The sequence below is a fragment of the Mucilaginibacter gossypiicola genome (assembly GCF_900110105.1).
Taxonomy (GTDB): Bacteria; Bacteroidota; Bacteroidia; order Sphingobacteriales; family Sphingobacteriaceae; genus Mucilaginibacter; species Mucilaginibacter gossypiicola.
In genome coordinates, this window is sequence record NZ_FOCL01000017.1 from 55,018 (window position 1) to 81,843 (window position 26,826).

Consider the following 26,826-nt stretch of genomic DNA (forward strand, 5'->3'; position numbering starts at 1 on the left):
CAAGTTCACTTACTGTTTCAAATACCAGATAATATGATCTGTTATTATTTTGCCATCCCGGTATCCTTCTGCTTTTAACTCATTGGCCCCGGGCTGCAGATGTACATTTTTAAAAACAAGATCATACCGGGTAGTACCCGTTTCGGTTTGGGCAATTTTATGATCATTAAGATACAGGCTTACATTTTGTAAATTAGAGAATACCTTCACAGTTGTTACAGCCTCAACCCTTACCGAGTCCCGGCGGCCGCTGATGTAAAGTACAGGCTCTTCGCTCCAGTTGGCCTTATACCAGTAAAACGCATCCTTTTTTATTTTACGGTCATAGGTGATCAGTCCCTTCATGTTACGGGCAGGTACACCACCACCATTTGCCGACGGTACCGAAAAATCAAACATATTCCAAACATATGATGCTACCAGATAAGGATGTTTGGCTATAATGCCCCATTGTATTTCGTGAAATTTGGTTTGATAAGTTTCCGGCCAAAATTGAGCTCCCGGATCGCCCGTTTCGCCAACATTTTCCTGTTGCTGGTTTACGTTAGCCTCCGTTCCGTACTCAGAGAGTACAACTTTATGATCGGGATAGTTTTTCTCCAGACCGGTAACCCAGTCTTCCAGGTCAGGAATTTTGCCTTCATACCAGCCATAATACCTGTTTATGCCCTGAATGTCGGCAGCCAGGTTTGACGGACGGTCCATTTCGCCGTAACCGCTCACGCTCGCGGTAAAACGACCGGGGTCTTCTGTTTTGGCTATATCATTAAGCTCACGTGTTAAAACCGGTACAAATCCATCTGCCGAGTTGGAATAAACTTCATTGTGCAAACCCCAGTTGTAAATTGCCGGGTGATTATAATTCTGCCTTATCAATTCGGTAAGCTGTTGTTTAGCGTTCTCCCCTTCCTGGGCTGATACTGCGTTTACAAACGGAATTTCGGCCCAAATAACAAAGCCCATACTATCACATTTAGAATAAATATATTCGGCTTGTTGATAATGGGCAAAACGGATCGAAGTTGCCCCTATTTCATAGATCATATCCAGATCAGCCTTATGTTGCTCGTTACTCAGGGCGCTCCCATAATCCTGCCACTCCTGGTGGCGGCAAACACCATATAAGCGATAAGGCTGCCCGTTAAGATAAAACCCCTTACCCGGCACAATTGAAAAATACCTTAAACCCAGCGGCTGGGTAACTTCATCAATAGTTTTGCCCTGTTTAATAATTGATGTAGTAAGCGAATACAGATAAGGATCTTTCCGGCCGTTCCATAAATGAGGGTTATTTAACGATAGTTGCTGCGCAACTATGTTTATACCCTGCGGCTTCACCAGTTCGCTTTGCCGTACTTCTTTTACTATTTTGCCACCCCTATCCCTGATTACCGTTTTCACGGTTACCTCCTGTATTTGGGTTTCTTTGTTTTCAATTTTAGCAGTTACGCTCAGGTTAGCTTTTTGGGCATTTACATCCTGTTTAATATAAATACCGGGCGAAGCATAATCAGTTGTGCTGATATTGATTTTACCCGTTACAATTAAGTTTACCGGGCGATAAATGCCTCCATACACACCAAACAGTTTATTATTGATGGGAATGATGTCCGGACGTTCTTCATTATTTACTTTTACCAATATCGTGTTAACTGTATCATACCGCAGCGAGTTACTGATATCAAAGCAAAAAGCTGCATAAGCCCCTTTGTGCTCCCCAATCAGTTTATTATTCACATATACATCGGCAACTGTACCTACCCCTTCAAAACGAATAAAAACACGTTTGCCTTTCCAGTCGTTATTTACTTTAAAGTCTTTTTTGTAAAAAGCATCACCCATGTAAAAACCCTTTCCTTTCTGAATATCCTTATTATTCCAGGTATGCGGAAGGGAGATGTTTTGCCAGTCGGCAGTAGCTAATGAGATATTAGTTTTATAGGTAGCCTTTTTAAACTGCCAGTCCTGATTAAAAGGTATAAGCTGGCGGGAAGTTACTGGAATTTGTTGCGCGGCGCTGCATTCATTGTTAAAGCAAACAGCCGTAATTAATAACAAAAGGTATTTTACACAATTATATTTCATATTCATTTATAATGTCTGCTTAGGTTTTTGCTTTTTCATAGCCACCGGTTTGGCCTTTTGCCTCTTCACCTGTTTCTAAAACAATAACAAACGGTTTTTTAGGAGTTATTTGCTGATTAGGGTGAATAAAATATGTGGATGAACCTATTTCTTCGGACGTATAATTGGAAGCCGCATTATCCAGGCCATACGCTTTCCGGATCGCCATATGTGATGGAGTGGCTACCCTTAACACCCCCGACACAGGTATATTAAATACCAGCATATATATTTTGTTGCTCGCGGTACTCTTTATAAAATAACCCCAATCCTGCTTAATGAAACCAGCATACTCTCCGTTGTAAATAGCCTCTTTATTGACGGTCATCCAATCGCCTATGGCTTTAGCCAGGCTAAGCTCTTCTGCCCTCAGCGTTCCATCAGGCTTAGGGCCAAAATTGAGTACAAAATTACCATCCAGCGAAACACATTTAGCCAGCATCTCCAGCAACTCATCGGCGGTTTTTATATGCCCCTGCCATGTTTTGGCGTAGCCCCATTGATTTTCGGGAATAGTCATTACGCAATCCCAATCATTGCCGTGAACGTCCGTTATTTTTTCCGGAATTTTGCGTTCCCAGCCTTGCTCGTAATCACCCATCAGGTTGCCGTTCGAGTCGAAATGGCGTTTACCGTATTCATCGGCCCGAAAACGGCTACCTATGATCAGGCCCGGGTGTAGTTTTCGCATTTCTGTTTCCAAAGAGTCGGCAAAAGCGGCTTGTTTAACCCATGATTTATCCCAGGTACCATCAAACCAAAGCCCTTTAGCCGATGGATACTGCGTTAACAGTTCAAGCAGCTGGTTACGGGTAAATTGTTTAAAACGATTAAAGGCAATGCTATCATCACGGGTTTTGATATCATACCGCCAATCGGGATTGTGCCAGTCCATAACAGAAAAGTATAATATCACATCTATCCCCTGTTTATCGTAAGCCTTTACCAGCGGGCCGATAATATCTTTTTTATAAGGCGAATTAGCTACCGTAAAATCGGTGAATTTACTCGGCCATAAACAAAATCCATCGTGATGTTTGGTAGTAATAGTAACATACTTCACCCCCATTTGCTTAGCCACGGCGGCCCATGAATCCGGGTTGAATTTTGTTGGGTTAAAGCGGTAAATTAACGAGTCATAAGCCTGCGGCGATACTTCTTTCCAGGTCCTGATCCATTCGGCCGCGCCGTTATACATTTTGCCGTTCCATTCACCCGCAGGTATTGAATATAAGCCCCAATGAATAAATTGTCCCAAACCATAAGCCCTCCACCGGGCCATGTCTGCATCATTTCTGCGCCCCAGCCTATGGGCGCCATGTTGCAGTTGGATTATCTTTTTTTCCGGAGATGTTACCTCCTGGGCATATACACTTCCGCCCAAAAGAGAACAACATTCGGTAATTATAATCAATAATATCTTTTTCATCGTACCAGATCTCCTCGCTTCATCAATAATATCTCTTATGTTTAATTGAACAGGCGGTCTTAACTTCTGTTAAGACCGCCTGAATTTTAATATCCCGGGTTTTGTGTTAACGCTGCTCCTTTATTTACATCAATTTCTGATTGCGGGATAGGCAGCAGCATATTATAATCTTTGATAGAACCGGCGGAGGTTGGGTTGTATTTTTTCACCCTTTCCACCAAAGTCCCTGTCCGCATCAGCGTTATACGCCTGTCTTCCTCTCCTATAAGTTCGCGGGCGCGTTCGTCCAAAATAAAATCCATATCAATATCCGATGCCTGTACCTGCGGCGCATTAGCCCTTGTACGGAGCATATTAATAGCTGCAGCGGCACCGGCTGTGTTACCTTGCTTAAACTGAGCTTCGGCCAGTAAAAGGTAGGTTTCGCCAAGGCGCATATAAATACGGTCTTTATAGGTGATAGTGCCAAACGGATCGGCGCTGGTGTATGAGTTCCATTTTGTGGTATGTGCGTATATATTTTGAATGGTATCGGTGTTGGAAGTAACCACAACCGGCTTTCCGTAATTGGCTGATGCCGGGTCATTATAGTAATACTTACGCTGAATGTTGTAGCGGGAATTCCGCATATCGTTATTCAAATTCAAGCTATATGTCCACCAGTTGGTAGGCCTGATACGGCCAATGCCACGCCCTCCCAATGAATCGGCAACCAGCATACCCGGAATGTTTACGTAAAACGGCACCCAAACCCTTCGGTGCTGATCTGTCGGGCTGTAACCGCCGGGGATATTAGCTTCTTCAACTACCCAAATTGCTTCGCTATTTCCCTGGCTGCGGCGCATGTTACCATAAATAAACATATCAGAAAAAGCATCGCCTGGCAATAGCGAATTAATGCCATAACGATTGCTTACCAATTTGTAAGCACCGCCGGTAATTATTTTGCTTAACTGGGTTTCTGCAAGGGCCGGTTTATTTGCCCGCAGATAAGTGATAGCCAACAATTGTGCGGCTGCGGCGCTGTTAATGCGGCCTTCGGCAGTAACATGAGCGACATCGGGTAAATTTGCAGTAGCAAAATTGAGGTCATTGATCTGTAAATTGATGATGGTATCTAAAGGAGCCCTTACGTAATCTGTTTTAGGCGCAGTTATTGGCGCAGTTATTAAAGGCACGCCTCCAAATAATGTCGACAAAAAATTATAAGCATAAGCCCTAAAAAACTTTGCCTCGGCTACATAACCATTAGCCTGTGCCGTAGTTAAACTTGTATTGCCAGACTGTGCCGCCTGGATAATTACGTTTGAGGCATTGATAACCTGGTAGCCCCAACGCCAGAAGCTAAGCGAGGCCGCATCCTGCGAATTTAGCTGTGAATAAGTTTCGTACGGGGCCATGGCCGATGTTGTTTGACCGTTACGGGCAACATCCGTACCGGTTTGGAGCAGGGCTATAATGCCCTGATCGCCCTCGTACTGATCCCTCACTATTTTTTGCAGCCCGGTTACCGCTGCTTCAAAGCTTAAAACATCTTTTAGCGTTGATGGTGTGTACTGTGTCCGGATGTCTTCGTCCAAAAAACTTTTTTTACAGGAATTAAATGCAAGCATTCCTGTTATACCTATGAGAAGCAATGAAAATAATCTTTTCATGATTTAGTTTTTAATTATTGTAAAGTAATGTTGATACCTAAAACCGCCGTAGCTACCAGTGGATAGAACGAGCTGCCTTGATTGGCGGCGTAGCTATAAAAATCGGTTTCGGGATCCCAGCCTAACCATTTGGAGAAAGTGGCTATATTACGCCCGCTGGCATACACCTGAAGGTTCGCAATTTTTAATCCCTCAAGCATCTGTTTCGGAAAATTATAGCTTAAGGTAACATCCTTAATACGGGTATAAGAGCCCGAAACCGGGTAAGTATATTGCCTTGAATTGCTATAGCTTAATGACGGGCGGGTATTACTTTGGTTAGCCGCAGTCCAGTAACCTATACCTGCCGGAAGATTAATACGCCCTGCCTGATCCCTGTAATCATAAATAGGATTAGGCTTAAGTGCCCCCTGAAAAGTTTGTATAAATGCACTTAAAGTAAAGTTTTTATACCTGAATGTATTGGTCATACCGGCAATATATTTAGGCAGCCTCGAGCCCAGATAAGTACGATCAGCAGTATTGATCTTGCCGTCGCCATTTAAATCGGCAAACTTCAGGTCGCCGGGCTTGGCGCTGGGGTCAACAGTAAAATCGTCTCCTTTTTGCCATATACCTATCAATTTGTAATCATAAACCGCGTACAGTTGCTTGCCAAGGAAAAGATTATTAGTGATATCGTCCTTATTATCCCCGTATAACTGTACCAATTTGTTACGGTTGGCCGAAAAGTTGACATTGGTTTCCCATGAAAAATTAGTTCCTCTGATGTTCCTGCTGGTGATGGAAAGCTCGATACCCTTGTTAGCTGTTTTACCAATATTATCCAATATGGTAGTATAGCCGGTAATATAAGGGATTTTGCGGGATAGCAGCAGGTTATATGTTTTAGTATCATAAGCATCGATGGAACCAGTGATACGATCTCTGAGAATAGAAAAATCAAGGCCGATGTTGAGGCCCTTGGTGCTTTCCCATTTTAAATTACCGTTGCCTATAGCGCTTGGGACTAAGCCAACTGTGGTAGTACTGCCGTAAATATATTGAGTTGAGCCCAATGTGGTTAAGGTATTATAGGATGATACCCCCTGGTTGCCCGATATACCGTACGAAGCACGTAGCTTTAATTGTGATATAGATGATATTCCCTTCAGGAATGATTCTTCGTTTACGTTCCAGGCTAAGGCAACAGAGGGGAAAGTGCCATATTTATGGGCAGCGCTAAACCCCGAAAAACCATCACGACGGGCAGTAGCGGTCAATAAATATTTACCGGCGTAGCTGTAGTTGATACGCACCATTTGCGATAGTAAAGTGCTTTGTGTATAACTTGATGCAGTTTGCTGAATTTGCGCCGACCCAACATTATAAAAATTGGTTAAATCATTAATGAAGGTATTGGCATTTAACGTATTGGTAAAAGTATAGTCCTTTTGCGAACTGTACAGGCCGGTAAAGTCAATAGTGTGCTTGCCAAAACTCCGGTTATAACTAAAAATATTTTCAATGAGCCAGTGGTTTACTTCTGAATTAGATATGGTAGCATGGCCAATGGCATCGCCGGTGTTTCTACCTGTATAATCGCCGCTCATACCTGGGTTGAGGCATAACCCGTATTTAATCTGTATTTAAAGCCCTTAATAAAAGTCGGTTTAACCTCCGCATAAAAGTTACCGTTCCAGGTTCTGTTTCTGTTAATAGTGGGCTGATAAAGCCCCAATAACGGATTGGTATATAATGCCTCCGGATACATAGGGTAGATCTGGTAACCGCCTTGTGCATTATACTCCTGCCCGTACGGGCTCATGGTAGTAGCCATGTACAGGTTGGATTTACCACCATCGTAGTTGTTGTTATTGAAGAACATGTTGGCCCCCGCACTAAGCCATGATGTTATATTGGCATCAAGATTTGAGCGGATGTTGAAGCGATGAAACTGATAGCCCTTTAAAATGCCCTTTTCCTGGGTATAATCACCAGAAACATAATATTTAACATCGGCAGTACCACCGGATACGTTGAGGGAATGATTTTGAATAAACCCCTGCTGCGAAATTGCCTTAATCCAGTCGGTTTCCTTTCCATTCTTGTAATTATCCTGCTCATACAAATTAGGTACAGGTGCCGGGGTTTTGCCAGCCTGAGCGTCATAATCCAGGTTTTTCTGTACGTATTCGGCGCCTCCCATAGGCTTCACTTCATGAGCCATATACTCGGGCCCGGCCCATGCACTGTATTGCACAGCCGGTTTACCTGTTTTGCCTTTTTTAGTGGTTACTATGATCACACCATTTGAGCCCCTGGTACCGTAAATAGCTGTAGCCGAAGCATCCTTTAATACCTGCACCGATTCTACATCATTGGTATTGATATCGTTATACGAACCATTGTAAGGCACTCCATCCAAAACAACGAGCGGCGAATTACTTGCTGTAATAGAATGCAATCCACGTACATAAATAGAGCTTACAGAACCCGGCGCGGATGAACCTGAAGTTATGTTCATTCCGGGAACTGAGCCTTCAATAGATTGCAGGATATTGGTAACCGGTAAATTCTCCAGTCGTTGTTTTGATATAGAGGTGATTGAACCTGTAACATCACTTCTTTTTTGACTGCCATAACCTACCACAACCACCTGCGATAGCTCCTTTGAACTTTCCTTTAACGTGATGGTTAATGTATTTTGATTAGCAACAGGCACCTGCTGATCCTCATATCCTATTGATGAAATAACCAGCACACTGGTTGGCAGGATATTTTTCAGTTCAAACTTTCCTTCGGCATCAGTAACCGTGCCCCTGTTTCCGCCCTGTACCCTGATGGTAACACCCGGAAGTACCTGCCCCGCTGCATTAACCACAGTACCTTTTATATTGATATTGGCTACAACACTAATAACAGGAAAAGGCTGAACGCCCACGTTCTCATCCTGCTTTTCGGCGGCTTTGATCACTATCGTTTTTTCGAAGAATGTATAATCAAGCGCTGTGCCCAGCAAGCATTGTTTGATAACTTCATCCAAAGATGCGTTAACAAATCTGGCATCAATTTTTGACGAAGCGTTCAACTTACCTGCCTGATACAGTACGTCATAGCCGGTTTGTTTTTTTATTTGTTTAAAAACCTGTTTTAATGTCACATCTTTTTGTGTGAGATTAAGTTTTTGGCCAAAAGATGAAGCACTTACCTGCATCATCGTGACAAATAATAAAAGAATGGTAAGTTTCATCATCAACAGTAATTTGGGTACACGGCATTGCAGCCAACGTAAAAATTCAGGGTAAAATTTATACATTTGGGTATCTGTTTAAGTTAGAAATAGTATTCGACACACTTGTTCGGTTTAATCAGATGACTTTTCAGGGGTGCTTCCAACACCCCTGTTTTCATGACTGATCTCCCGTTTTTTTTTTACGTTTTTTATGGAGATTTCTGGTTCGTCTTCATTTGGTTATTGGTTTATATGTTAATTAGTTATAACTATCAGGTTATCCTGAACCTTGAAATGGGCCACATTAGTTAGCTCAAGCGTTTTAATAACCTGCGATACATTTTTATACTTTGATACTGTACCGCTAAAATTCAAAGCCCGCAGGGATCTGTCTTTAAATTCAACCTTAACATTATACCAGCGGGATACTTTTTTCATGATGCCTTCCAAATTTTCATCACTAAATTGGAAGTATCCGTTTTTCCAGGCAACGGCATCGTCGGTATCTACTTCCTCAACATTCAAAATACGGGTACTAACCGTCGACTGCTGCCCTGGTTTAATAACTATGTTTTGATGGTTTGCTGCTGCAGTAACCTTCACCGATCCTTCTATTAATGTGGTAGCGGTAGCTTTTTCGTCGGTGTAAGCGTTAACATTAAAGTGCGTGCCCAGTACTTCTACCAGTTGTTGCCGGGTTTTTACCCTAAACGGAACCGCTTTATTATGAAACACCTCAAAATAAGCCTCGCCAATTAGCTCCACCAGGCGTTCATTACCAGCAAATGTTACGGGATATTTAAGCGAAGAACCTGCATTTAGCCAAACGTGGGTACCATCGGGCAATACAACCTGGTATTGTTCGCCCATAGCAGTGCTTAGGGTGTTAAATTGCATTGTTGAGCCGGCGGGGTTAGCACTATGGCTTGTGGTATAAATAAGCTCGCCCTTGCTGTTTTTACTGATGGTAACCCCGGTTTCATTAGCAAGCTGACCATTAAGCGTTTGACTTAATATTATTTTTTTGCCATTTGCCAGCGTGAGGGTAGCTTGATTTTTTCCGGGTGCTACGTCATTATTGGCTAAGCGGCCAGGTGTTTCCGACCCTTTTTTATACGATAAAAGATAACCACCGACCAAAACAAATATGGCTAACGAGGCAGCAACAGCCATACCATACCATAAATATGACCGCTTATTAGATTCCGGATACTTTTTTATGAGCTTCCAAACCTCATCAACATCATTTTCACGTTCATGATCATCCATTAAAAATGGAGATTCGCCGTTATGTTCCAGGTACCAGCTTTCCAAAAACGCCTTGTCTTCAGGAGTTGCATTACCAGCTCTGTAGCGTGCTAACAATTTATTTAATTCACGTTCTTCCATCCTCATTAAAGGTTTTTAATACCTTAATTATTGGTAAGGAAATATTGCGGGATGGAACAGGTAGAAGAAATTGAGAAATATTTTTTTTGAAGAGAATTAACGGTATAACAACATAAGCAGGCAGGTCAGGATACCCAATTTCACTTTCAGGATCCGCAGAGCGTTGGTGATCTGTTTACTTACCGTTTGCTCTGATATATGCAGTTTCCAGGCAATTTCTTTATGGCTCAGATATTCTTTTCGGCTCAGTTCAAATACCTCTTTCATTTTAGGCGGCAGCATCGCTATCTCTCTTTCAATATGCGCCTTCAACTGATTTTCCCGCACCCTGTGATCGGTTACTACACTTTCATGCATTGAAAACGATTTCATAGAATTAAGATATTTCTCCTGTACCAGGCCGCGGGTTATTTTATTTAACACAGCATTGCGAACAGCACCATACAGGTAGCCCGATAAATTCCCTGTAAATTCAATATGCTGCCGCTTTGCCCATAAATAGGTAAAAACCTCCTGAATAATATCCATGGCTTCTTCCTTATCACGAAGTTTGTTTACTGCATGTGCGTGAAGGATATATTTATAACGGTCATAGATCTGCGCATAGGCCAGGTGATCGTCCTCTTTTAGCAGAACGATCAGATCATTGTCTGTTAAATTATGATAACCTGTCATTGCCCAATATTTTAAAAGACGATCCGTCTTTAACAAAAGTTCCTTCAATCAGCATTGACCGACGTAACGCCATACATGATCAAATCATTAACGGTTTATTATTAAATCTTAAAGAATATTGGAAGTTAGGTTATCGTATTTCCTTTCTGAAAACTAAAGGGGCACAAACACTTCGCAAACGTTTGTGTTCAGATGCGCTCTCACGCTTACGCTTACGGTAAAATCACTACAAATACTGCCATAATATATCAAGCAGGCATTTTAATAACATTATCACCCGCATTTAGCGAATATTATTTCAAAAAATAAAGCCAATAAGCTTATTCATGATACCAGATTGGATTTTTACTTCAAACAAACGTTTGCGTACATAAAAAAATGGCAGTCATGACGCTTTATCCTGGTACATTGGGTGAGGAATCGGCATTAGGGATTAACCTTGGGGAGATATTCATCTTCTGGGCTGTTCTGTATTAACTACGAAAACAATTAAGACCTATTATTACTTATTTATAATTATATTATAACACGAGGAATGGTAAATAGGGATTCCAATCAGACACTGCATTAGTTCAGGCTGTCATTGGTATTGTAAACCAGAAAGTGCTGCCCAGGCCCTGTTCACTTTCGACACCAATTTCACCGCCATGTTGTTTAACAATCTCAGCGCAGATATATAGCCCCAGCCCCAAACCAGCCTGCGGTGTGCCATTTTCAGAACGGAAATATCGCTTGAATATATGTGGTAATTGATCAGACCCAATGCCCGGGCCTTTATCTGTAACATAAATGCGTAAAACCTCTGCCAACCGGTGTACCCGGACCAAAATGACCAGAGAATCCGGAGCGTATTTCATGGCATTCTCTACCAGGTTAACCAATACCTGTTCTATTTTTTCCTTATCAGCGAATACCTGAACGGATAAATCGCCTTCAATATCCAGCTCATGTTTGCCGGAGACTTTTACAAAATCACAGCAGTTACTAATGAGCTCACCTATATCAAAAAACGTTTTTTCAAGATTATATTTTCGCGCAGCAAGCCTGCTTGTATCAAACAGGTCGTTCACCAGATATGTGAGTTTGTTCACACTCCTGTTGGCCTGTTCAATCATTGCTTTTTGCAAATCAGCGGGGCCATCCTGATAGGTATGTAAAACCTGAATTGCAGCCTTTAAAGCGGTAACGGGAGTGCGCATTTCGTGGCTGGCTATAGCAATAAATTCGTCCCGCTGCTGTAGCAGCGAAAGATTATCGAACCTTAACTGTGTTTGTTCCATTGCCACATCTGCAAGTTTTCTTAACAGCTTTTTTTCCTTTTCGGTAAGCGAGCGGGGCTCGGTATCAATAAGGCACAATGTACCGATAATATAACCGTCGGGCGAAATAATCGGTGCTCCGGCATAAAACCGGATACGCAATTTATCCGTGACATAGGGGTGATTAACAAAAAGTTCATGTTTATGTGTATCCTCAACCAGGAGCAGGTCTGGCTGAAGGATGGCCACCGAGCAAAAACCCACACTCCGGCTCACATATTGAAGCCCGTTCAGACCAACCTCCGCTTTAATAAATTCAGTATCAGCATTCAAAAAAGAAATATGGCTAATCGGGCATGAGAATAACTCACATGCAAGCTCGCATATGCTGTCGAAGGCTTTCTCCCGGTGTGAATTAAATATCTGATAACGTTCCAACGCCGCAATTCGCTCGGTATCGTTATCCGGTATCAGGTTAATTCCGTAAACGTTATTCATAAGGTGGTTATAGGTTTCACAAAAGCTAATATATAATATTTATTAATTAATTTTTATAAGCAATGCGCAAATACATTATTGCCGTCTAATAAGATTCGTTTCAATGTATAATTGTTTCCAAATTCGTTAATTATAAATACTACCTACCCGGTAAAATTCAACCTGCTGCTCAAATTGCAAAACTGTGTAAACAGCCCAAAGCATGCGTTTTGTAATTTTAATGAAATAATCCTGTAACATAACGGTGATAGTTGATGCAGAGGCATATAACTCATAAAAAATTCAGAATTGATAAACAGTTTTGTCAAAGAAACCATTTTCAAAGAGTTTTCACAAAACAGGCAAAATTGACCAGGTTGTTTAAACATATCGTCCGGCTAAGCTTAGTAGCCATCATTTTCTTCTCTTTACAAGGGGAAGTGATTGTGCGCTACGTACAAATATTCCGTACCGGAACTGAGCATGCAACGGATCTGATAAAAAAGAATAACGAACACCAGCGCCTGGTGAAACTGCAATGTTATACGCAAAAATTCCATGTAGTTGGGCTTCCACCGCAGTTAACTTTTGCATTTAGCCCATCAATACAATATCTGCCGGCAAAAATACATCCCGTTTCCGGAACCTTTATCTTCCCGGCAACTAAGTTTGCCACCAATACCTTACGAGGCCCTCCACGCAGTTAAAACACCCCTTTATTAGTATCGGGCCATCTGGCCTTTTTATCAATCGAAATGAATTGTAAATGCATTAGCGTGCTTTTACGGGCTATTTCCTAACTGCGTTTTTTTATGAAATCATATCAAAAAATCTTATCCATTTTTTTGCCGTTGCTTATTGTTTCAGCACTGTATTCATGCAGCAATTCGGGATCGGCAGCTTCAAATACAGCTCCAAAAGTATTCACTACAATAAAACTTGCTCCGCGCCAGGCGGAGGTCAATGACGACTACCCCGCATCGATATTAGGGATCCAAAATATCGAGATCAGACCTAAAATTGATGGCTATGTTGAAGACATTTATGTTGATGAGGGAGCGAGCGTGAAACGCGGTCAGCTTCTTTTCCGCATCAACGCCCCTCAGTACGAACAAAATGTAGCAACTGCAGAAGCCAATATCAAAATAGCTATTGCCGATGTAAACGCCGCAAAAATGCAGGTTGACAAAGTGCGGCCTATTGTTGAACAGGATATTGTAAGCCCCTATGAATTAAAAGCAGCCCAGTATACCTTAGACTCAAAACTGGCCGCCTTGGCCCAGGCCAAAGCGGCGCTTAATAACGCTAAAACCAACCTGAGCTATACTACCATTTATAGCCCCGCCGATGGGGTGATTGGGATACTTCCCTATAAAATAGGGAGCCTGGTTAGCAGTACCACCACAAATCCGCTTACTACCGTATCAAATATTGAAAGTGTGTACGCGTACTTCTCCATCAACGAAAAGCAAGGGCTTGATTTTTTTCAGGCAGCTAAAGGCGGAACAATGCAGCAGAAATTGAACACACTGCCGCCGGTTACGCTGGTACTTGCTAATGGCACACAACTGGCAGGCAAAGGCAAAATTGAAACTGCAAGCGGCCTTATCAATTCCAACACTGGCTCTATCAATATACGCGCAACTTTCAGCAATCCCGGAGGCCTGGTGCGAAGCGGTAGTAGCGCCATTGTCCGCATTCCTAAAACAATTCCTGATGCAATTATGATACCTCAAAAATCAACGTATCAAATCCAGGGAAAAATATTCGCTTATGTAGTGGATACAGATGGCAAAGTAAAATCGCAGGAACTGGAGATCAGCGCAAGCCCCGGTCAGCTTTACGTAGTTGATAAAGGATTGAAAGCCGGCCAGCAAATAGTAGTTGATGGCATTGCGTCCCTGAGGGAAGGATTGCAGATTAAGCCTCAGGTGCTTAACGCCGACGCAGTTTATAGCAACCCCTAACCTTTTAGTTCACTAAAGTTCAGATCATGTTAAAAAAATTCATCGAACGGCCGGTTTTGTCAACCGTCGTTTCCATCATAATCGTAACCATAGGTGTCGTAGGCTTGCTTACACTGCCTATATCTCAATATCCTGACATTGCCCCTCCTACGGTGCAGGTACAGGCCACCTATAATGGCGCCAACGCCGATGTAGTACTAAAAACCGTCATCATCCCGCTCGAACAGCAGATCAATGGCGTCGAAAACATGGACTACATTACATCAACCGCCGGTAACGACGGTTCGGCAAATATCACTGTAAGCTTTAAAGTTGGCAGTGATCCCAATCTGGCTGCGGTAAACGTCCAAAATGCAGTTTCACGGGCATCGGCCTTATTGCCGCAGGAGGTTACCAAAGCAGGTGTAACGGTACAGAAAAAACAAACCAGCAGCCTGCTTACCTATTCTGTTTACAGTGAAAGCCCAGCCTACGATCAAACGTTTTTGCAAAACTACGTTGATATCAACATTGTACCGGTTATTAAAAGGATCCAGGGTGTAGGCGACGCCTCATTGCCAAGCCAAATGGATTATTCCATGCGGATCTGGCTCAATACGCAAAAAATGGCCTCCTACGGCCTGGTGCCTGCCGATATTAACGCAGCCCTCGCCGATCAGAATATACAAGCCGCACCCGGACAGTTTGGGGAGCGCGGCGGGCAGGCGTTTCAATATGTTATCACTTATCCCGGTACGCTAACTGATACCACACAATTTGGCAATATCGTTGTCCGTGCCAACTCCAGGAGCAGAATATTACATTTGCGCGATGTGGCCAGGATAGAACTGGGTGCCCAAAACTATTTTACCACAACACGCATGAACGGGCATCCTGCCGTTTCTATAGATGTATCGCAGATAGCAGGCTCAAATGCACACCAGGTGATACAGGAAACCGTTAAAGCAATGGCCGATGCGGCAAAAAACTTCCCTCCCGGCATCAAATACGTTACGCTTCAAAACACGGATGATTTCCTCAACGCTTCTATAGATAAAGTGCTGCATACACTGTTTGAAGCATTTATATTGGTGTTTGTTGTGGTATTTATCTTTCTGCAGGATTTCCGGTCAACACTTATCCCGGCCATTTCTGTACCGGTTGCTATCATAGGCACTTTCTTCTTTTTAAAGCTATTCGGCTTTACGATCAACCTGCTTACTTTATTTGCCATCATTTTGGCGATAGGCATCGTAGTGGATGACGCGATTGTAGTGGTAGAGGCCGTTCACGCTAAGCTGGATTCCGGTTATCATTCGGCCCGCGAAGCCAGCATTGACGCCATCAGCGAAATATCCGGGGCGATAGTTTCCATAACGCTGGTCATGTCGGCAGTATTTATCCCGGTAAGCTTCATTGGCGGCTCCTCGGGTGTGTTTTATAAGCAATTCGGGCTCACGCTCGCTATCGCCATCGTTTTATCGGCCATAAATGCACTTACGTTAAGTCCGGCCTTGTGTGCGCTGTTTTTGAAAGGGCATGACGAAGAGGGCAAAAAAACAAGTTTTATCCAGCGATTTTACACCGCCTTTAATACAGGTTTCGATAATATCAGTAAAAAATACATCAGGGCGGTGAGTTTTTTCAGCAAAAAAACATGGATCCCCGTTTCTATCCTCGCCTTATTTGTTGTATTGCTTTATTTCGCCGCAAAGGCCACTCCTACAGGCTTTGTTCCTGCAGAGGATCTTGGCGCTATCAGCTGCAACATTTCTCTTCCACCAGGATCCTCGTTGGACCGTACCGACAAAGTTACCCGCAAAATTGAAGCCCTGGCCCGCTCTATCCCCGAGGTTAACAATATATTAGGGATAAACGGCCGGAACCAACTGGCCGGAAACGGCAATAACTATGGCCTCGTGATCATGCGCTTGATCCCCTGGACTCAACGAAAACGGGACATCCAGGTCATTATTAAAGAGCTGATTGCCAAATCATCAAATATAACAGAAGCCGAAGTAAAGTTTACTTCGCCGCCAACTATCCAGGGTTTTGGCGCTACAAGCGGGTTCGCGTTTCAATTACAGGATAAAACAGGCGGCGATATTGCCAAGTTTTACAAAGTAAGTAAGGATTTCTTATCCGCACTTTCTGAAAGGCCCGAAATACAGTTCGCAACCACCGCATTTAACCCTAACTTTCCGCAGTATTTAATGAATGTTAACGTGCCTAAAGTTAAAGAGGCAGGTTTAAACGTTACCGATATTACGGGTGCAATGCAAAGCTATTATGGTGGCCTGTATGCATCAAACATTACACAATTCGGGCAGCAATACCGCGTAATAGTACAGGCATCGCCTGAATACCGGATGACCCCGGAAAGCCTGAACTCCGTTTTTGTACGTAACACCACAGGCGATATGGTGCCGATTACCGAATTTGTAACCCTTACGCAGAATTACGGCCCGCAATCAATTACCCGCTTTAACCTTTTTACTTCCATCAGTATTAATGGCACGCCTAATCCGGGGTTCAGTTCAGGACAGGCGGTTGCTGCTGTTCAGCAAGCGGCGGCACAACAGCTACCACAAGGTTACAGCTACGAGTATTCGGGTATTACGCGTGAGGAACTTTCGGGCAACAGCCAAACCATATATATCTTTTTATTGTGCCTTGTATTCGTTTACCTGATATTGAGTGCCCAATATGAAAGCTATATACTTCCGTTATCCATCCTGCTCACTATCCCTATAGGTATAGCAGGAGCTTTCATATTTGCTTATCTTTTTGGGATTGCCAACAATATTTATCTGCAAATAACGCTGATCATGCTTATCGGCCTGCTTTCCAAAAACGCCATCCTGATTGTTGAATTTGCCATTGAGCGCAGGCGTGCAGGGATGAGCATAACAGAAGCTGCCGTGAGCGGGGCCCAGGCAAGGTTACGGCCAATCCTCATGACTTCATTTGCCTTTATTCTCGGCCTTATACCACTAATGGTAGCTACCGGAGCCGGTGCCAACGGCAACCGATCTATCGGTACTGGGGCCGTAGGCGGCATGCTCATAGGTACTGTATTTGGCGTATTCATTACACCAACACTGTTTGTAATTTTTCAAACACTACAGGAACGGCTCAGGAAAAAAGCCGCTATCAGCAGCCTGCCGGTTGAAGCGACTCACTAACCATCACTATTTTTATTTGTTAATGACATGAAACCAATCATCAAAAATATATTAATCGTCGGCGTATTATCTGCGCTTACAGCCTGCAAGGTTACCCAACCATATCAGGCTCCTCGCTTAAACAGTGCCGGCCTGTTCAGGGGGGATACATCGGCAGATACAAACTCCATTGCTAAACTGCACTGGGAGCAGGTTTTTACCGATACTATTTTACAGGGGCTTATTAAGCAGGGCATTCAGCATAACATCGACCTGCAGAAAGCCTATTCGGTAACCAGGCAAGCCCAGGCTTATCTTGATCAAAGCAAACTGGCTTTTTACCCTTCTGTAAATGCAGATGCCGGTTTATCCCTGGCAGGTGTAGCAAATCCGCGTAACCTGGCTACACAAACCAAGAGCCATGTTTATACCAGCGAGCTAACTGCAAGCTGGGAGGCGGACATATGGGGTAAATTAAAAAGTGCTAAAAAGGCTCAGCTCGCCTCAATGCTGCAGTCAACCGCTAACGCAAGGGCCGTTCAAACGGTATTAATAGCCGATATAGCCAATAACTACTACAACCTGATGGCGCTGGACCGGCAATTAGCCATCACCGAACAAAGCGTTAAAAACTGGCAAACTACCGTTAACACTATGAAATCGTTAAAAGCATCAGATGTGGTTACCGGCGCAGCCGTGGTACAAAGCGAAGCCAGTAAATATGCCGTTCAGGGAACCATTCCGGATCTGAAGCAATCGATCTGGCAAACGGAAAATACCATTAACCTGCTTTTAGGCCTGCCGCCGGGCCCTGTAAAGCGTTCAAGGCTTGATGTGCAGCAACCGCTAACCATGCTCAACACAGGTGTTCCGGCCCAAATGCTGGCCAACCGGCCTGATGTAATGGCTGCTGAGTACAGTTTCCGAAATACGTTTGAATTAACCAACGTAGCCCGCACCTACTTTTATCCGTCATTAACCCTTACCGGCTCGGGAGGTTATTCAAGCTACAGCTCGTTCTTTGGCGTAGGCTCACTGATAGGCAACCTGACGGCCGGTCTGGCACAGCCAATCTTCAATCAAGGAGTTAATAAAACCAGGTTAAGGGTAGCCAAAGAACAGCAGCAACAGGCACTTTTAAATTTCCAATACACTGTTTTAAGTGCGGGTCAGGATGTTTCAAACGCCATGATGTCGTACCAAACAGCAGGCGAAAAGGCTGTTAGCAGGGTAAGCGAGTTGGAAAACCTTGAAAAATCGGTAAACTATACACAGCAGTTAGTCAGATACGGATCTGCGAACTATACAGAAGTGTTAACTGCGGAGCAAAGTTACCTGACCGCGCAATTAAACAGTGTTAATGACCACTTGCAACAGCTACAGGCCGTAGTTTACTTATACAGATCTCTTGGTGGCGGTTGGGAATAAGCACCATAAAAAAGGCTCCGTTCTTTCATGAGGTTATATACAACAAAGCGCTTGCCCTGAGCAGGCAAGCGCTTATCATATCTTCAATAGGGAACACTTAATATCCATAATTGCCGTCGCAGGCTTTTACCATGTACTGCATAATAGTCTGTTTTCAAGATACTAATACACGGGATTTGCGTACATCTGTAAAATCGGGCAATCTTCTGAAGCTTGATTTCATGTTGACATTGAAAATATTGTTGTTATAGCTGTCAACATAATGTTTTGGGGTAATTCCCATTAAGCTTTTAAACACCCTGTTAAAATTAGTGATACTCAGAAAGCCACATTTATAAGCGATATTGTTGATACTCTCAAATTTATGCGCTATGAGTTTTTTACAGGCTTCATTGATCCTCACCTCGTTTAAAAACTCGACAAAAGTATGCCCGGTATGTTTTTTAAAATACCGGCAAAAAGATCCGGGTGTCATACAGGCAATTCCGGCTACATCTTCCAGCCCTATGGTTTGATGATAGTGCTGCATAACATAGTTATAAATCCTGCTTATCCTGATCCCTTCATTTTCTGTAATATCAGGAAGTTTGTTTTGGGTTGATAACATATTGAATTTACATTTTGCTGCTGTAAAGTGGCCTATCAAATTAAAAAACTGTATAATTTGGTCGGGGCCCGACGAATTATCGAGTTCAATCATCGTGTCAGTTACCTTATCAAGAATTGAATATGGCACTTTAAAGCCCGGCTTAAACTGCTGAAAAAAAGTTAAAGCCTGTTTCATTTCGGGCATGCTAAAAAGCGCGAGTAAAGTTTCGTCGAGGTTGAAGAATAAATTCAAAGCCTCTATTTGTCTGCCCGAATTACGTTCAAAGTATTCCGAACTGCTTTTAAAAACATGAGGTAAATTGGCCCCTATTAAAAACACATCTCCGGCACAAAAATCGTGAACATTATTTCCAACTATTAAGGTGCCTTCCCCGTTCCTGATCCAGGTTAACTGAATTTCTTTATGCCTGTGCAAATATGGGTAGTGATGTGGTAAACTAACCCTTTCAACTATCACACTTTTATTGTGTGGAACCGGTATTGTAAACTGTAAAACTTTCATGACATGGTTGCGATTTATCATGAATTTACAATAGCCTAAAGTAAAAAACTAACAAACAGCCATTAGCGGATAATATCCAGTTAGTATTTGTTAAATTACTGCAAAAGTAAAAAGTTAAAAACAAATTTAAGTGTACATTAAACACTAAATAACAAGTTCAAACATTCTATAGTTAACAAAACAACATAATATCGATTAATTATTGTATTATAAACAATAATTAAAATTGACAATTTTAAAAACAAAAAACTCGTTGATAAATCGATTTCCTCCACTAAATACAGCCCTATGAGCTAATTTAATGAGGTAAAAGAACGGGTAATAAAGTAGCCTGAAACAAACAGCCTTTTAAAGCAAAAAAGCTGTTTGACATTACTCAAACAGCTTTTTGATTATCACTTTCAGCTCAATGGTTAAGGAACCCTTACAATATCTTTTACCGTTATAACAACAACAAAGGTGCCCTTTGTTAAATTATAATTTATGGTAAATGTTGTATTTGCATTAGCACCCAAATCATTGTGTGTACCTGCAATGCTGTAATAAGTAATTGCTGTACCGAAGCCCGGGTAATTTTTCGCAGCGCTGAAAACCGGCATTTGAGGCACACCCGCCGGGTAACCGTATTCTAAAGACGTATCCGTTTTTAATTGAGGATAATAAGGATCCCAATCCGACCATATGGGACGTCCGGGCCTGCCAATCACCTCGCCTTTTGCCGGGTTAAAAGCATTTCCGTTTTTATCCTTCCATACATAAATGATCTTATTAGGACCAGAAGCATTATGGGTTATCTTAACATCCAACAACGAAGCAGATTTTGATACAAACGTGGTAAACTTACTATCCGATTGATTGTATGCCAGATAAGTAAGTGTATCCGGAGAAGCACCCTGAACTACTATTTTACAGGCATTATTAATGATTTTTGTACCCCTGATGTTCGAAACCTGGATATCAAAATTGTAATTACCCAACGGCACAAACTTAGTGGCCTGGGTAAACTGGAGCCTGCCCCCTATGCTGTTTACACTGAATGGCGCAAGGGTGCTATCCTTTAACTTAAGGTTTAACATAGCTTCGGTAGAGTCATTGTAATCAACAGTGCCCTTAAACACCCTTATGGTATCGAGCTTTAGCAAAATTCCGGCGGCATCCTTGCCAGTTGCCATGTCCCTTACCGCCAACAATTTAACATTGATAGGTGTTGTTGAGCCATCAATAACCAAACCGGTTGATACTGTTGTTATTCCCTGCGAAACTGTAAAAGGGTTAACGTTGTAAAAAATATTATCACTTATAAAGCCCTTTGGTACTTTTTGACAACCGTATATAGTTAACAAGGTTAATGCAGACAAAAGCGCAATAAACCCTAACTTTTTGTTTTTAAACATGATGTTATGATTTTAAATATATCAGTACTATAATTTATTGAGCGCCGCATTATTAACAAGCACATGCAGTGTTGTCCCCGAGCTTGTTTGCACGCCGGTTGTTTGACATTGCAACGCCAGATCAACCGGATCGTCATCAGGTGCTCCTGGCGAGCCATCTACCACGCCATTCACCTTTACATATTCAAGTGTGAAATAATTAAAAGTAGGCGCGCTGTTGGCAAGATAGACCGGAACGCCAGTGGTTATTTTTTTTATGGCAGATGGTGCAGTGGAGCCCACCTCATTGGTATAAAGCACAGAACTTAGCGTAGCATCATCAAGCGTAATGGTTTTATTGAACATGTACTGGGTAAAAAGCTTTGCGCTCACCGAATCTGTTAGCTGGTCAATAGAGGTAACTTTTAAAGTTTTCATAAGCCCGTTTACCGACATATCTGTAAATGCAAAGAAAGTTTTGGCGCTATTTAACGTGTTTTTAAGCTGATAATGATCTATCAGCATAATCACGGTATCAAACTGATGATACTGGTTATTTTTAAGGTAATCATAGGTAGAAAGCGAGGTGTATGCTTTGCTTACACCGCCATCTGTGAGATACCCGTTTTTTTTGCAAGCTCCCAGGCTAATGACCATAAAAAGGCCGAGTAGAAAAAGGCTGCTATTTTTTATCATGTGTTTCATGTCTTTTACTATTTAATTTAAATCAATTCATGACCTTGCCTAACCAAAACGACGTTTGAGTTAGCTGTGAATTATTAATAAATAATGTTGGATCAAGCGGCCAATAATACTTACCTGCTGCAAATTCGCCCGGTGAGATATTATCAAACTGCTGCAGGTGATTTAAGCGCTCAAGACGCACGAGGTCATAAAAGCGATGGCCTTCTAAAAACAACTCACGGCCGCGTTCGTCTTCAACGGTCTGCAAAACATCTGCCCCCGCTACACCTGTAATAGAGGCTGCGTTACGGGCCGCACGAACCTTGTTTACCAATGACAATGCAGTTCCGTAATCAGCAGCAGATTTAGCGCAAAGGGCCTCGGCTTTTAAAAGTTCAATATCGGCAAGTCTGAAAATAATGATATTATTTAGCGAAACCTGATAATTAGCATTACCATTTACATTTTGCACGTTAACGTATTTAATACATTCATAATAAGAAGTTGTACCGCTTGATACCTGTATAAAGCCTTTTTTCAAGCGCACATCGTTGGTATCGGTATATAATGAAACAACTTTGCTGCCATCAACAACCCAGGCCGGCACAGTACGTTTGATGTAAGGCGCGGTAAGGGTTGAGCCTGCCAATGTGTAATAAGCATTGGCATCACTGCTTTCAGAGATGTTATTCTGCGCAATTTCAAAAATGCTTTCCTGCGATTGTCCTTTATAAATATCCATAAAGCTTGCCGCACTCATTAAACTGTACGAGCCGGAATTAATCACTGCATCGCAGGCAGCATTACAGCTATCATAATCGCTCATCCATGCGTAGATATGTGCAAGTAAAGCGTATGCGGCACCTTTATCTGCACGTACAGCTCTATCGGTTGATGAATTGTCCCTTAAGTTTAAGTATTGGGTGGCCTTTGTTAAATCGGCAATTGCCTGTTTTAACACTGTAGCCTGCGATGTTCTTCCGTATTGCTGGGAAACAGTAGCTTCAGTGTTCTCTAAAACAAGCGGCACGTCTCCCCAAACGCGACACATGATAAAATAGGCAAATGCCCTGGTAAAATAAGCTTCGCCCAGGTACCTGTTCTTCGCGGCAGTTTGAGATGCTGCATTATCGCCGGTAAATGCACTCGCCGGCATGTTACCAATATAATTAAGGCAACGGTTGCTTTGCGCAACTGCAGTATAAAAAGGCGTATAGATCCTTAATTTTAAAAGCGGATCATAAGTAAAAGAGCTTTGCACCGCCGTTCCCCAGCGCATGTTAAGTACGTTGCTAAAGGATGGATCTTCTGCAGTTAAAAACTCGCCGGATGTAAGATCGCCATAGCTGTAGTACGCTATAGAGGCATTAAAAGCCGATCTGAGCAGCGAATAACTGGCAGCAACACCGGCATTGGCATCTCCCTCTGTTTTCCATGTTGTTTCATCGGTTGCTGTACTTACAGGTGTTTGATCAAGAAATTTCTTACAGGAACTGAACAACAGTACAATTGCTGTGATATATATAATTTGTTTTTTTGCTTTCATTTTCACGTTCGTTTAATTTTTTAATATTTTGATTGCAGGGATATGGCAGGCAAGCCGCGCTTTGAATGGCCTACAAATCAATATTTAAACCAAGTGTATATTTCGCTGCCGTTGGATAGATCACATTTGACGACCCGGTGGTAGAATCAACTAACTCAGGGTCGGCAATGTCTTTTGCTTTTTTCCAGATAGCAAGGTTGTCGCCCATCATGTAAACGTTAACACGTTTAAGTCCCAATGATTTAAGCCACCTATCGGGCAGATCATAACCAAGTGTTACGTTTTTTAATTTGATAAAACTGCCATCCCTTATGAAATAATCGGTGCCGATATTCCATGGGTCGGTTTGCGAACCGTTGGGATAAACCAGGCGGGCATAAGTAGTTTGGTCGCCGGGAACCTGCCAAAACTGGTTAAGCGTATTGGTATAAGTTGCCACACCCGCAACTGTACCCCAGCCACCAAGATTGCGGGTACCGTTAAGTGCATCTGACAGCGCGCCGTTCAAAATCTTTCTGCCTGCAACAAACGAAGCAAAAAAGCTTAGCGTAATTCGCTTGTAATTAAAAGTACTGCCAAAGCCCCCGGTATATTTAGGATTGGGGTTACCGGCTATATATTTATCATCATTAGTAATATTATAATCGCCGTTTACGTCAACATATTTGGGGTCGCCTGCCTGTAGCGGTACACCATAGTAGGTTTCCTTTTTACCTGTGGTTGGGTCGGTAGGCACATCGGCATTGGTGGCGTAAACGCCGTTGGTATGAAACACCCTGTAGCTAAACAATGGCTCGCCAAGGGTAAGCGTTTTGTAAAACCACGAATCGCCAAAAAGGAAGTCGCGGTTATTATTAGGCAATTTAGTTACCAGGTTTTTGTTTATAGAAACGTTAAAGTTAAAATTCCATTTAAACGCCGATTTTGGGCCCAGCACGTTAATATTTGTCGCAAACTCCAAACCCTCGTTACGGATATCTACATAGTTACCCGAATAATATTGATATCCGCTTGTGGCTTGCGCCGGTACGTTATAAAAAAACACGTCCTTAGCATCCTTCCTGTACCAGTCTACAGTGATATTAACCCGGCTGTTAAACAATTCCATATCGCCGCCAATATCAACCTGCCTGTCTTTTTCCCAGCGTACACTGTTGCTTGACTTAACCCCAAAGCTTGAATAGTTATTGTAATATGGGAAAGGCGAAACTATTGTTGTGCCGTTATAAGTACTTGGATAACCGCCTAAATAACCGTTAGGCGTAATGGTTCCGTTTGTGCCTACATAGCTGCTTGCATCGGTACTTAATGTTTGATATTTTGAATACCATTGTCCCGGATCTTTTCCATCCACACCGTAGCTTGCCCTCAGTTTAAAAAAGTTCACCACTTTTTTTATCGGATTAAAAAATGACTCATCAGATATTATCCAGCCGGCGGCCGCAGCGGGGAATGTACCCCAACGGTATTGCGGGCTATAAATGGATGTGGCATCACGGCGAAAACTGGCTGTAAACAGATATTTACCCGCATAATCATAGTTAAGCCTTCCGTAATATGACTCGGTAGTTTTACGGGAATAGCTTGTACTGGTGTTAAGATTGGTACCGGCAGGTACTGTTTGCACCGTGTTAATGCCCGAAATATTGATACCGGCGGCCGATGAATAGTTATAATTATTTTCATAACTGTACAATGATGCGCCCACGGCAAAAATGAACCGGTGTTTCCCAAAATCCTTATTGTATTGCAAAAAGTTTTCAAACGACCACGACGGGCTACTGCTAACAGTACTATAAGCGGTATTCAGTGTACCGTTAAGAATCTGCGGCGAGAAATAATCGTATTTATCCGTATAATTTGTTGATCCGTAAGTACTGTTAAATGTGAGGTTTTTAGCTAAAGTATCTGTTAAGTGAATAGAGCCAACAATAGTGAACGTCCTGTTATCATCATAATAGTGTTGCTTGCCGCTGTAAACCGCCTCCTGTTCGGGACTGAGCTGCAGGAATGAACTCGGAAAATTCCAGGCTGTAAACAAATAAGCTCCTGCGCCGCCCACGCCGTGGCTTTGCTTTTGGGAGCTCATTAACAGATCGACCGCGATGGACATTTTTTTGATCGGCTGAATGGTAAGGTTTAAATGCGGGGTTATTTTCTCTAAACCATAACCGTTCAATACGCCCTGCTCATTATAATGGTTCACAGACAAACGGTACGATGTTGTACCAGCATACCCGGCAACCGAAGCGCTTTGGCTATTTACAACAGTAGTTTTCCTGATCAGCAATCCCTGCCAGTCCACATCGTTATTGAACGCCGGATTTAAACTATCGGTGAGGGCCTTTGGAATTACACCCTGCTGAATGTTATTGTAACCAAGCTGACCTTCCAACAGTTTTAACTTCAATGCGCGCTCCGCAGCACCGGTAGTAACTTTAATTAAATTGGGAGATGTTGAAACACCGGCAAAGCCCGAAATTGATACTTGCGGCTTGCCTCTTTTAGCTTGCTTGGTTTTTACGATAATAACGCCGTTACCACCTCTCGCTCCATATATAGCTGCTGCAGAAGCATCTTTTAAAACATCTATCGACTCAATATCTGCCGGATTGATCAGCGCCAGGGGATTATTATTTCCGTAAGCTGTGCCGATTGCGTTAACATCAAAAATAACGCCATCTATGATGTATAACGGACCGGAGTTACCTCCGTTTGCATTGCCAAAATCCACATTTGTTGATCCGCGTATAACGATATTGGTTTTAGCACCAAGCTCGCCGGTACTGGAAAGCACGCTCACACCAGGTAAACGCCCTTGCAACATCTGGTCAAAACTGGCTTGCGGTATATTGGCAATGTCTTTACCCTTTATGGATGATACTGCGGCAGTTACTTCGCGCCGGTTTTGGCTTTGGTATCCCACTACTACTACATCGTTCAGGGATTGCTCATCCACCTGTAACGTATATACGTTTTTGCCGCCAATTTTAGCCTCAAGCCTTTTGTAACCTATAAGGCTAATAACTATTGTGTTTGAATTGCCTTTGAGCTTAAGTTCAAAATGGCCTTCCATATTGGTAATAGTGCCATTTGCAGGTATCCCTTTTTCAGACACTGTTGCGCTTGCCACTGCTTTTCCCTCGCTATCTTTTACATAGCCCTGTACCGTTGCGCCGGTAGTTTGCGCACATACAGGATCAAGTAAACTACAGCATATACAGCACAGTATGAAGTATAGTATAAGTTTTCTCATTTGTTTGGAATTAATGTTTTAGTGATTGTTTGTTAAGTTTTAAGTGCATGGGCACGGTTTAATTAAATGCAGCTTAGTACTGCCAGCCTGGGTTAT

At 42.6% G+C, this 26,826-nt stretch carries 17 protein-coding genes; 4 read left to right on the forward strand and 13 right to left on the reverse strand.

Going from position 1 to position 26,826, the window contains the following annotated elements:
* Positions 1-9: 9 nt before the first annotated feature.
* The 8 genes from BMX50_RS31180 to BMX50_RS31215 all read right to left on the reverse strand — a co-directional run bounded on the left by BMX50_RS31180 (position 10) and on the right by BMX50_RS31215 (position 12,243).
* Positions 10-2,085: a glycoside hydrolase family 2 protein gene (locus tag BMX50_RS31180; RefSeq protein ID WP_091220853.1), complete on the reverse strand. Its 2,076-nt coding sequence runs from the start codon at positions 2,083-2,085 to the stop codon at positions 10-12.
* A gap of 19 nt (positions 2,086-2,104) precedes the next feature.
* Positions 2,105-3,553, reverse strand: coding sequence for an alpha-L-fucosidase (locus tag BMX50_RS31185; protein ID WP_091220606.1), 1,449 nt, complete (start codon positions 3,551-3,553; stop codon positions 2,105-2,107).
* A gap of 86 nt (positions 3,554-3,639) precedes the next feature.
* Positions 3,640-5,208 (reverse strand): RagB/SusD family nutrient uptake outer membrane protein, encoded by a 1,569-nt coding sequence (locus BMX50_RS31190; protein WP_091220607.1) that lies wholly within the window; start codon positions 5,206-5,208, stop codon positions 3,640-3,642.
* Positions 5,209-5,222: 14 nt separating this feature from the next.
* A complete protein-coding gene (locus BMX50_RS35095; protein ID WP_091220609.1) occupies positions 5,223-6,800 on the reverse strand; it encodes a SusC/RagA family TonB-linked outer membrane protein in 1,578 nt (525 codons plus the stop codon).
* Positions 6,797-8,506, reverse strand: a complete 1,710-nt coding sequence (locus BMX50_RS35100) for a SusC/RagA family TonB-linked outer membrane protein (protein WP_091220613.1) — start codon at positions 8,504-8,506, stop codon at positions 6,797-6,799. Before BMX50_RS35100 ends, BMX50_RS35095 begins: the two co-directional genes overlap by 4 nt.
* 171 nt (positions 8,507-8,677) lie before the next feature.
* Positions 8,678-9,811 carry a FecR family protein gene (locus BMX50_RS31205; protein ID WP_167668158.1) on the reverse strand — a complete coding sequence of 378 codons (1,134 nt, stop codon included), beginning with the start codon at positions 9,809-9,811 and terminating at the stop codon, positions 8,678-8,680.
* Positions 9,812-9,907: 96 nt separating this feature from the next.
* Positions 9,908-10,486, reverse strand: a complete 579-nt coding sequence (locus BMX50_RS31210) for an RNA polymerase sigma factor (RefSeq protein WP_091220619.1) — start codon at positions 10,484-10,486, stop codon at positions 9,908-9,910.
* 572 nt (positions 10,487-11,058) lie between these two features.
* A complete protein-coding gene (locus tag BMX50_RS31215; protein WP_091220622.1) occupies positions 11,059-12,243 on the reverse strand; it encodes a GAF domain-containing sensor histidine kinase in 1,185 nt (394 codons plus the stop codon).
* Positions 12,244-12,590: 347 nt separating this feature from the next.
* Between BMX50_RS31215 and BMX50_RS31220 the strand changes: the two genes are divergently transcribed.
* The 4 genes from BMX50_RS31220 to BMX50_RS31235 all read left to right on the forward strand — a co-directional run bounded on the left by BMX50_RS31220 (position 12,591) and on the right by BMX50_RS31235 (position 18,760).
* Entirely contained in the window at positions 12,591-12,929 is a 339-nt protein-coding gene (locus BMX50_RS31220; RefSeq protein WP_143065306.1) for a hypothetical protein, read from the forward strand.
* A 105-nt stretch (positions 12,930-13,034) separates the two neighbouring features.
* A complete protein-coding gene (locus BMX50_RS31225; RefSeq protein ID WP_091220629.1) occupies positions 13,035-14,189 on the forward strand; it encodes an efflux RND transporter periplasmic adaptor subunit in 1,155 nt (384 codons plus the stop codon).
* Positions 14,190-14,215: 26 nt separating this feature from the next.
* Positions 14,216-17,353 carry an efflux RND transporter permease subunit gene (locus tag BMX50_RS31230; protein WP_091220632.1) on the forward strand — a complete coding sequence of 1,046 codons (3,138 nt, stop codon included), beginning with the start codon at positions 14,216-14,218 and terminating at the stop codon, positions 17,351-17,353.
* A gap of 27 nt (positions 17,354-17,380) precedes the next feature.
* The gene (locus tag BMX50_RS31235) at positions 17,381-18,760 is read left to right on the forward strand and encodes an efflux transporter outer membrane subunit (RefSeq protein ID WP_091220636.1); all 1,380 of its coding nucleotides are present in this window, start codon (positions 17,381-17,383) and stop codon (positions 18,758-18,760) included.
* Between the two features lie 154 nt (positions 18,761-18,914).
* Here the strand turns inward: BMX50_RS31235 and BMX50_RS31240 are convergent, their stop codons facing one another.
* The 5 genes from BMX50_RS31240 to BMX50_RS31260 form a co-directional block, all read right to left on the reverse strand.
* Positions 18,915-19,871: an AraC family transcriptional regulator gene (locus tag BMX50_RS31240; RefSeq protein ID WP_091220855.1), complete on the reverse strand. Its 957-nt coding sequence runs from the start codon at positions 19,869-19,871 to the stop codon at positions 18,915-18,917.
* Positions 19,872-20,284: 413 nt separating this feature from the next.
* Positions 20,285-21,265 carry a hypothetical protein gene (locus BMX50_RS31245; RefSeq protein ID WP_091220639.1) on the reverse strand — a complete coding sequence of 327 codons (981 nt, stop codon included), beginning with the start codon at positions 21,263-21,265 and terminating at the stop codon, positions 20,285-20,287.
* A 27-nt stretch (positions 21,266-21,292) separates the two neighbouring features.
* Complete coding sequence (locus BMX50_RS31250; RefSeq protein WP_091220642.1) at positions 21,293-21,949, reverse strand: hypothetical protein; 657 nt, start codon at positions 21,947-21,949, stop codon at positions 21,293-21,295.
* A 22-nt stretch (positions 21,950-21,971) separates the two neighbouring features.
* A complete protein-coding gene (locus BMX50_RS31255) occupies positions 21,972-23,474 on the reverse strand; it encodes a RagB/SusD family nutrient uptake outer membrane protein (protein WP_091220646.1) in 1,503 nt (500 codons plus the stop codon).
* Positions 23,475-23,544: 70 nt separating this feature from the next.
* Entirely contained in the window at positions 23,545-26,730 is a 3,186-nt protein-coding gene (locus BMX50_RS31260) for a SusC/RagA family TonB-linked outer membrane protein (RefSeq protein WP_091220653.1), read from the reverse strand.
* Between the last annotated feature and the right edge of the window lie 96 nt (positions 26,731-26,826).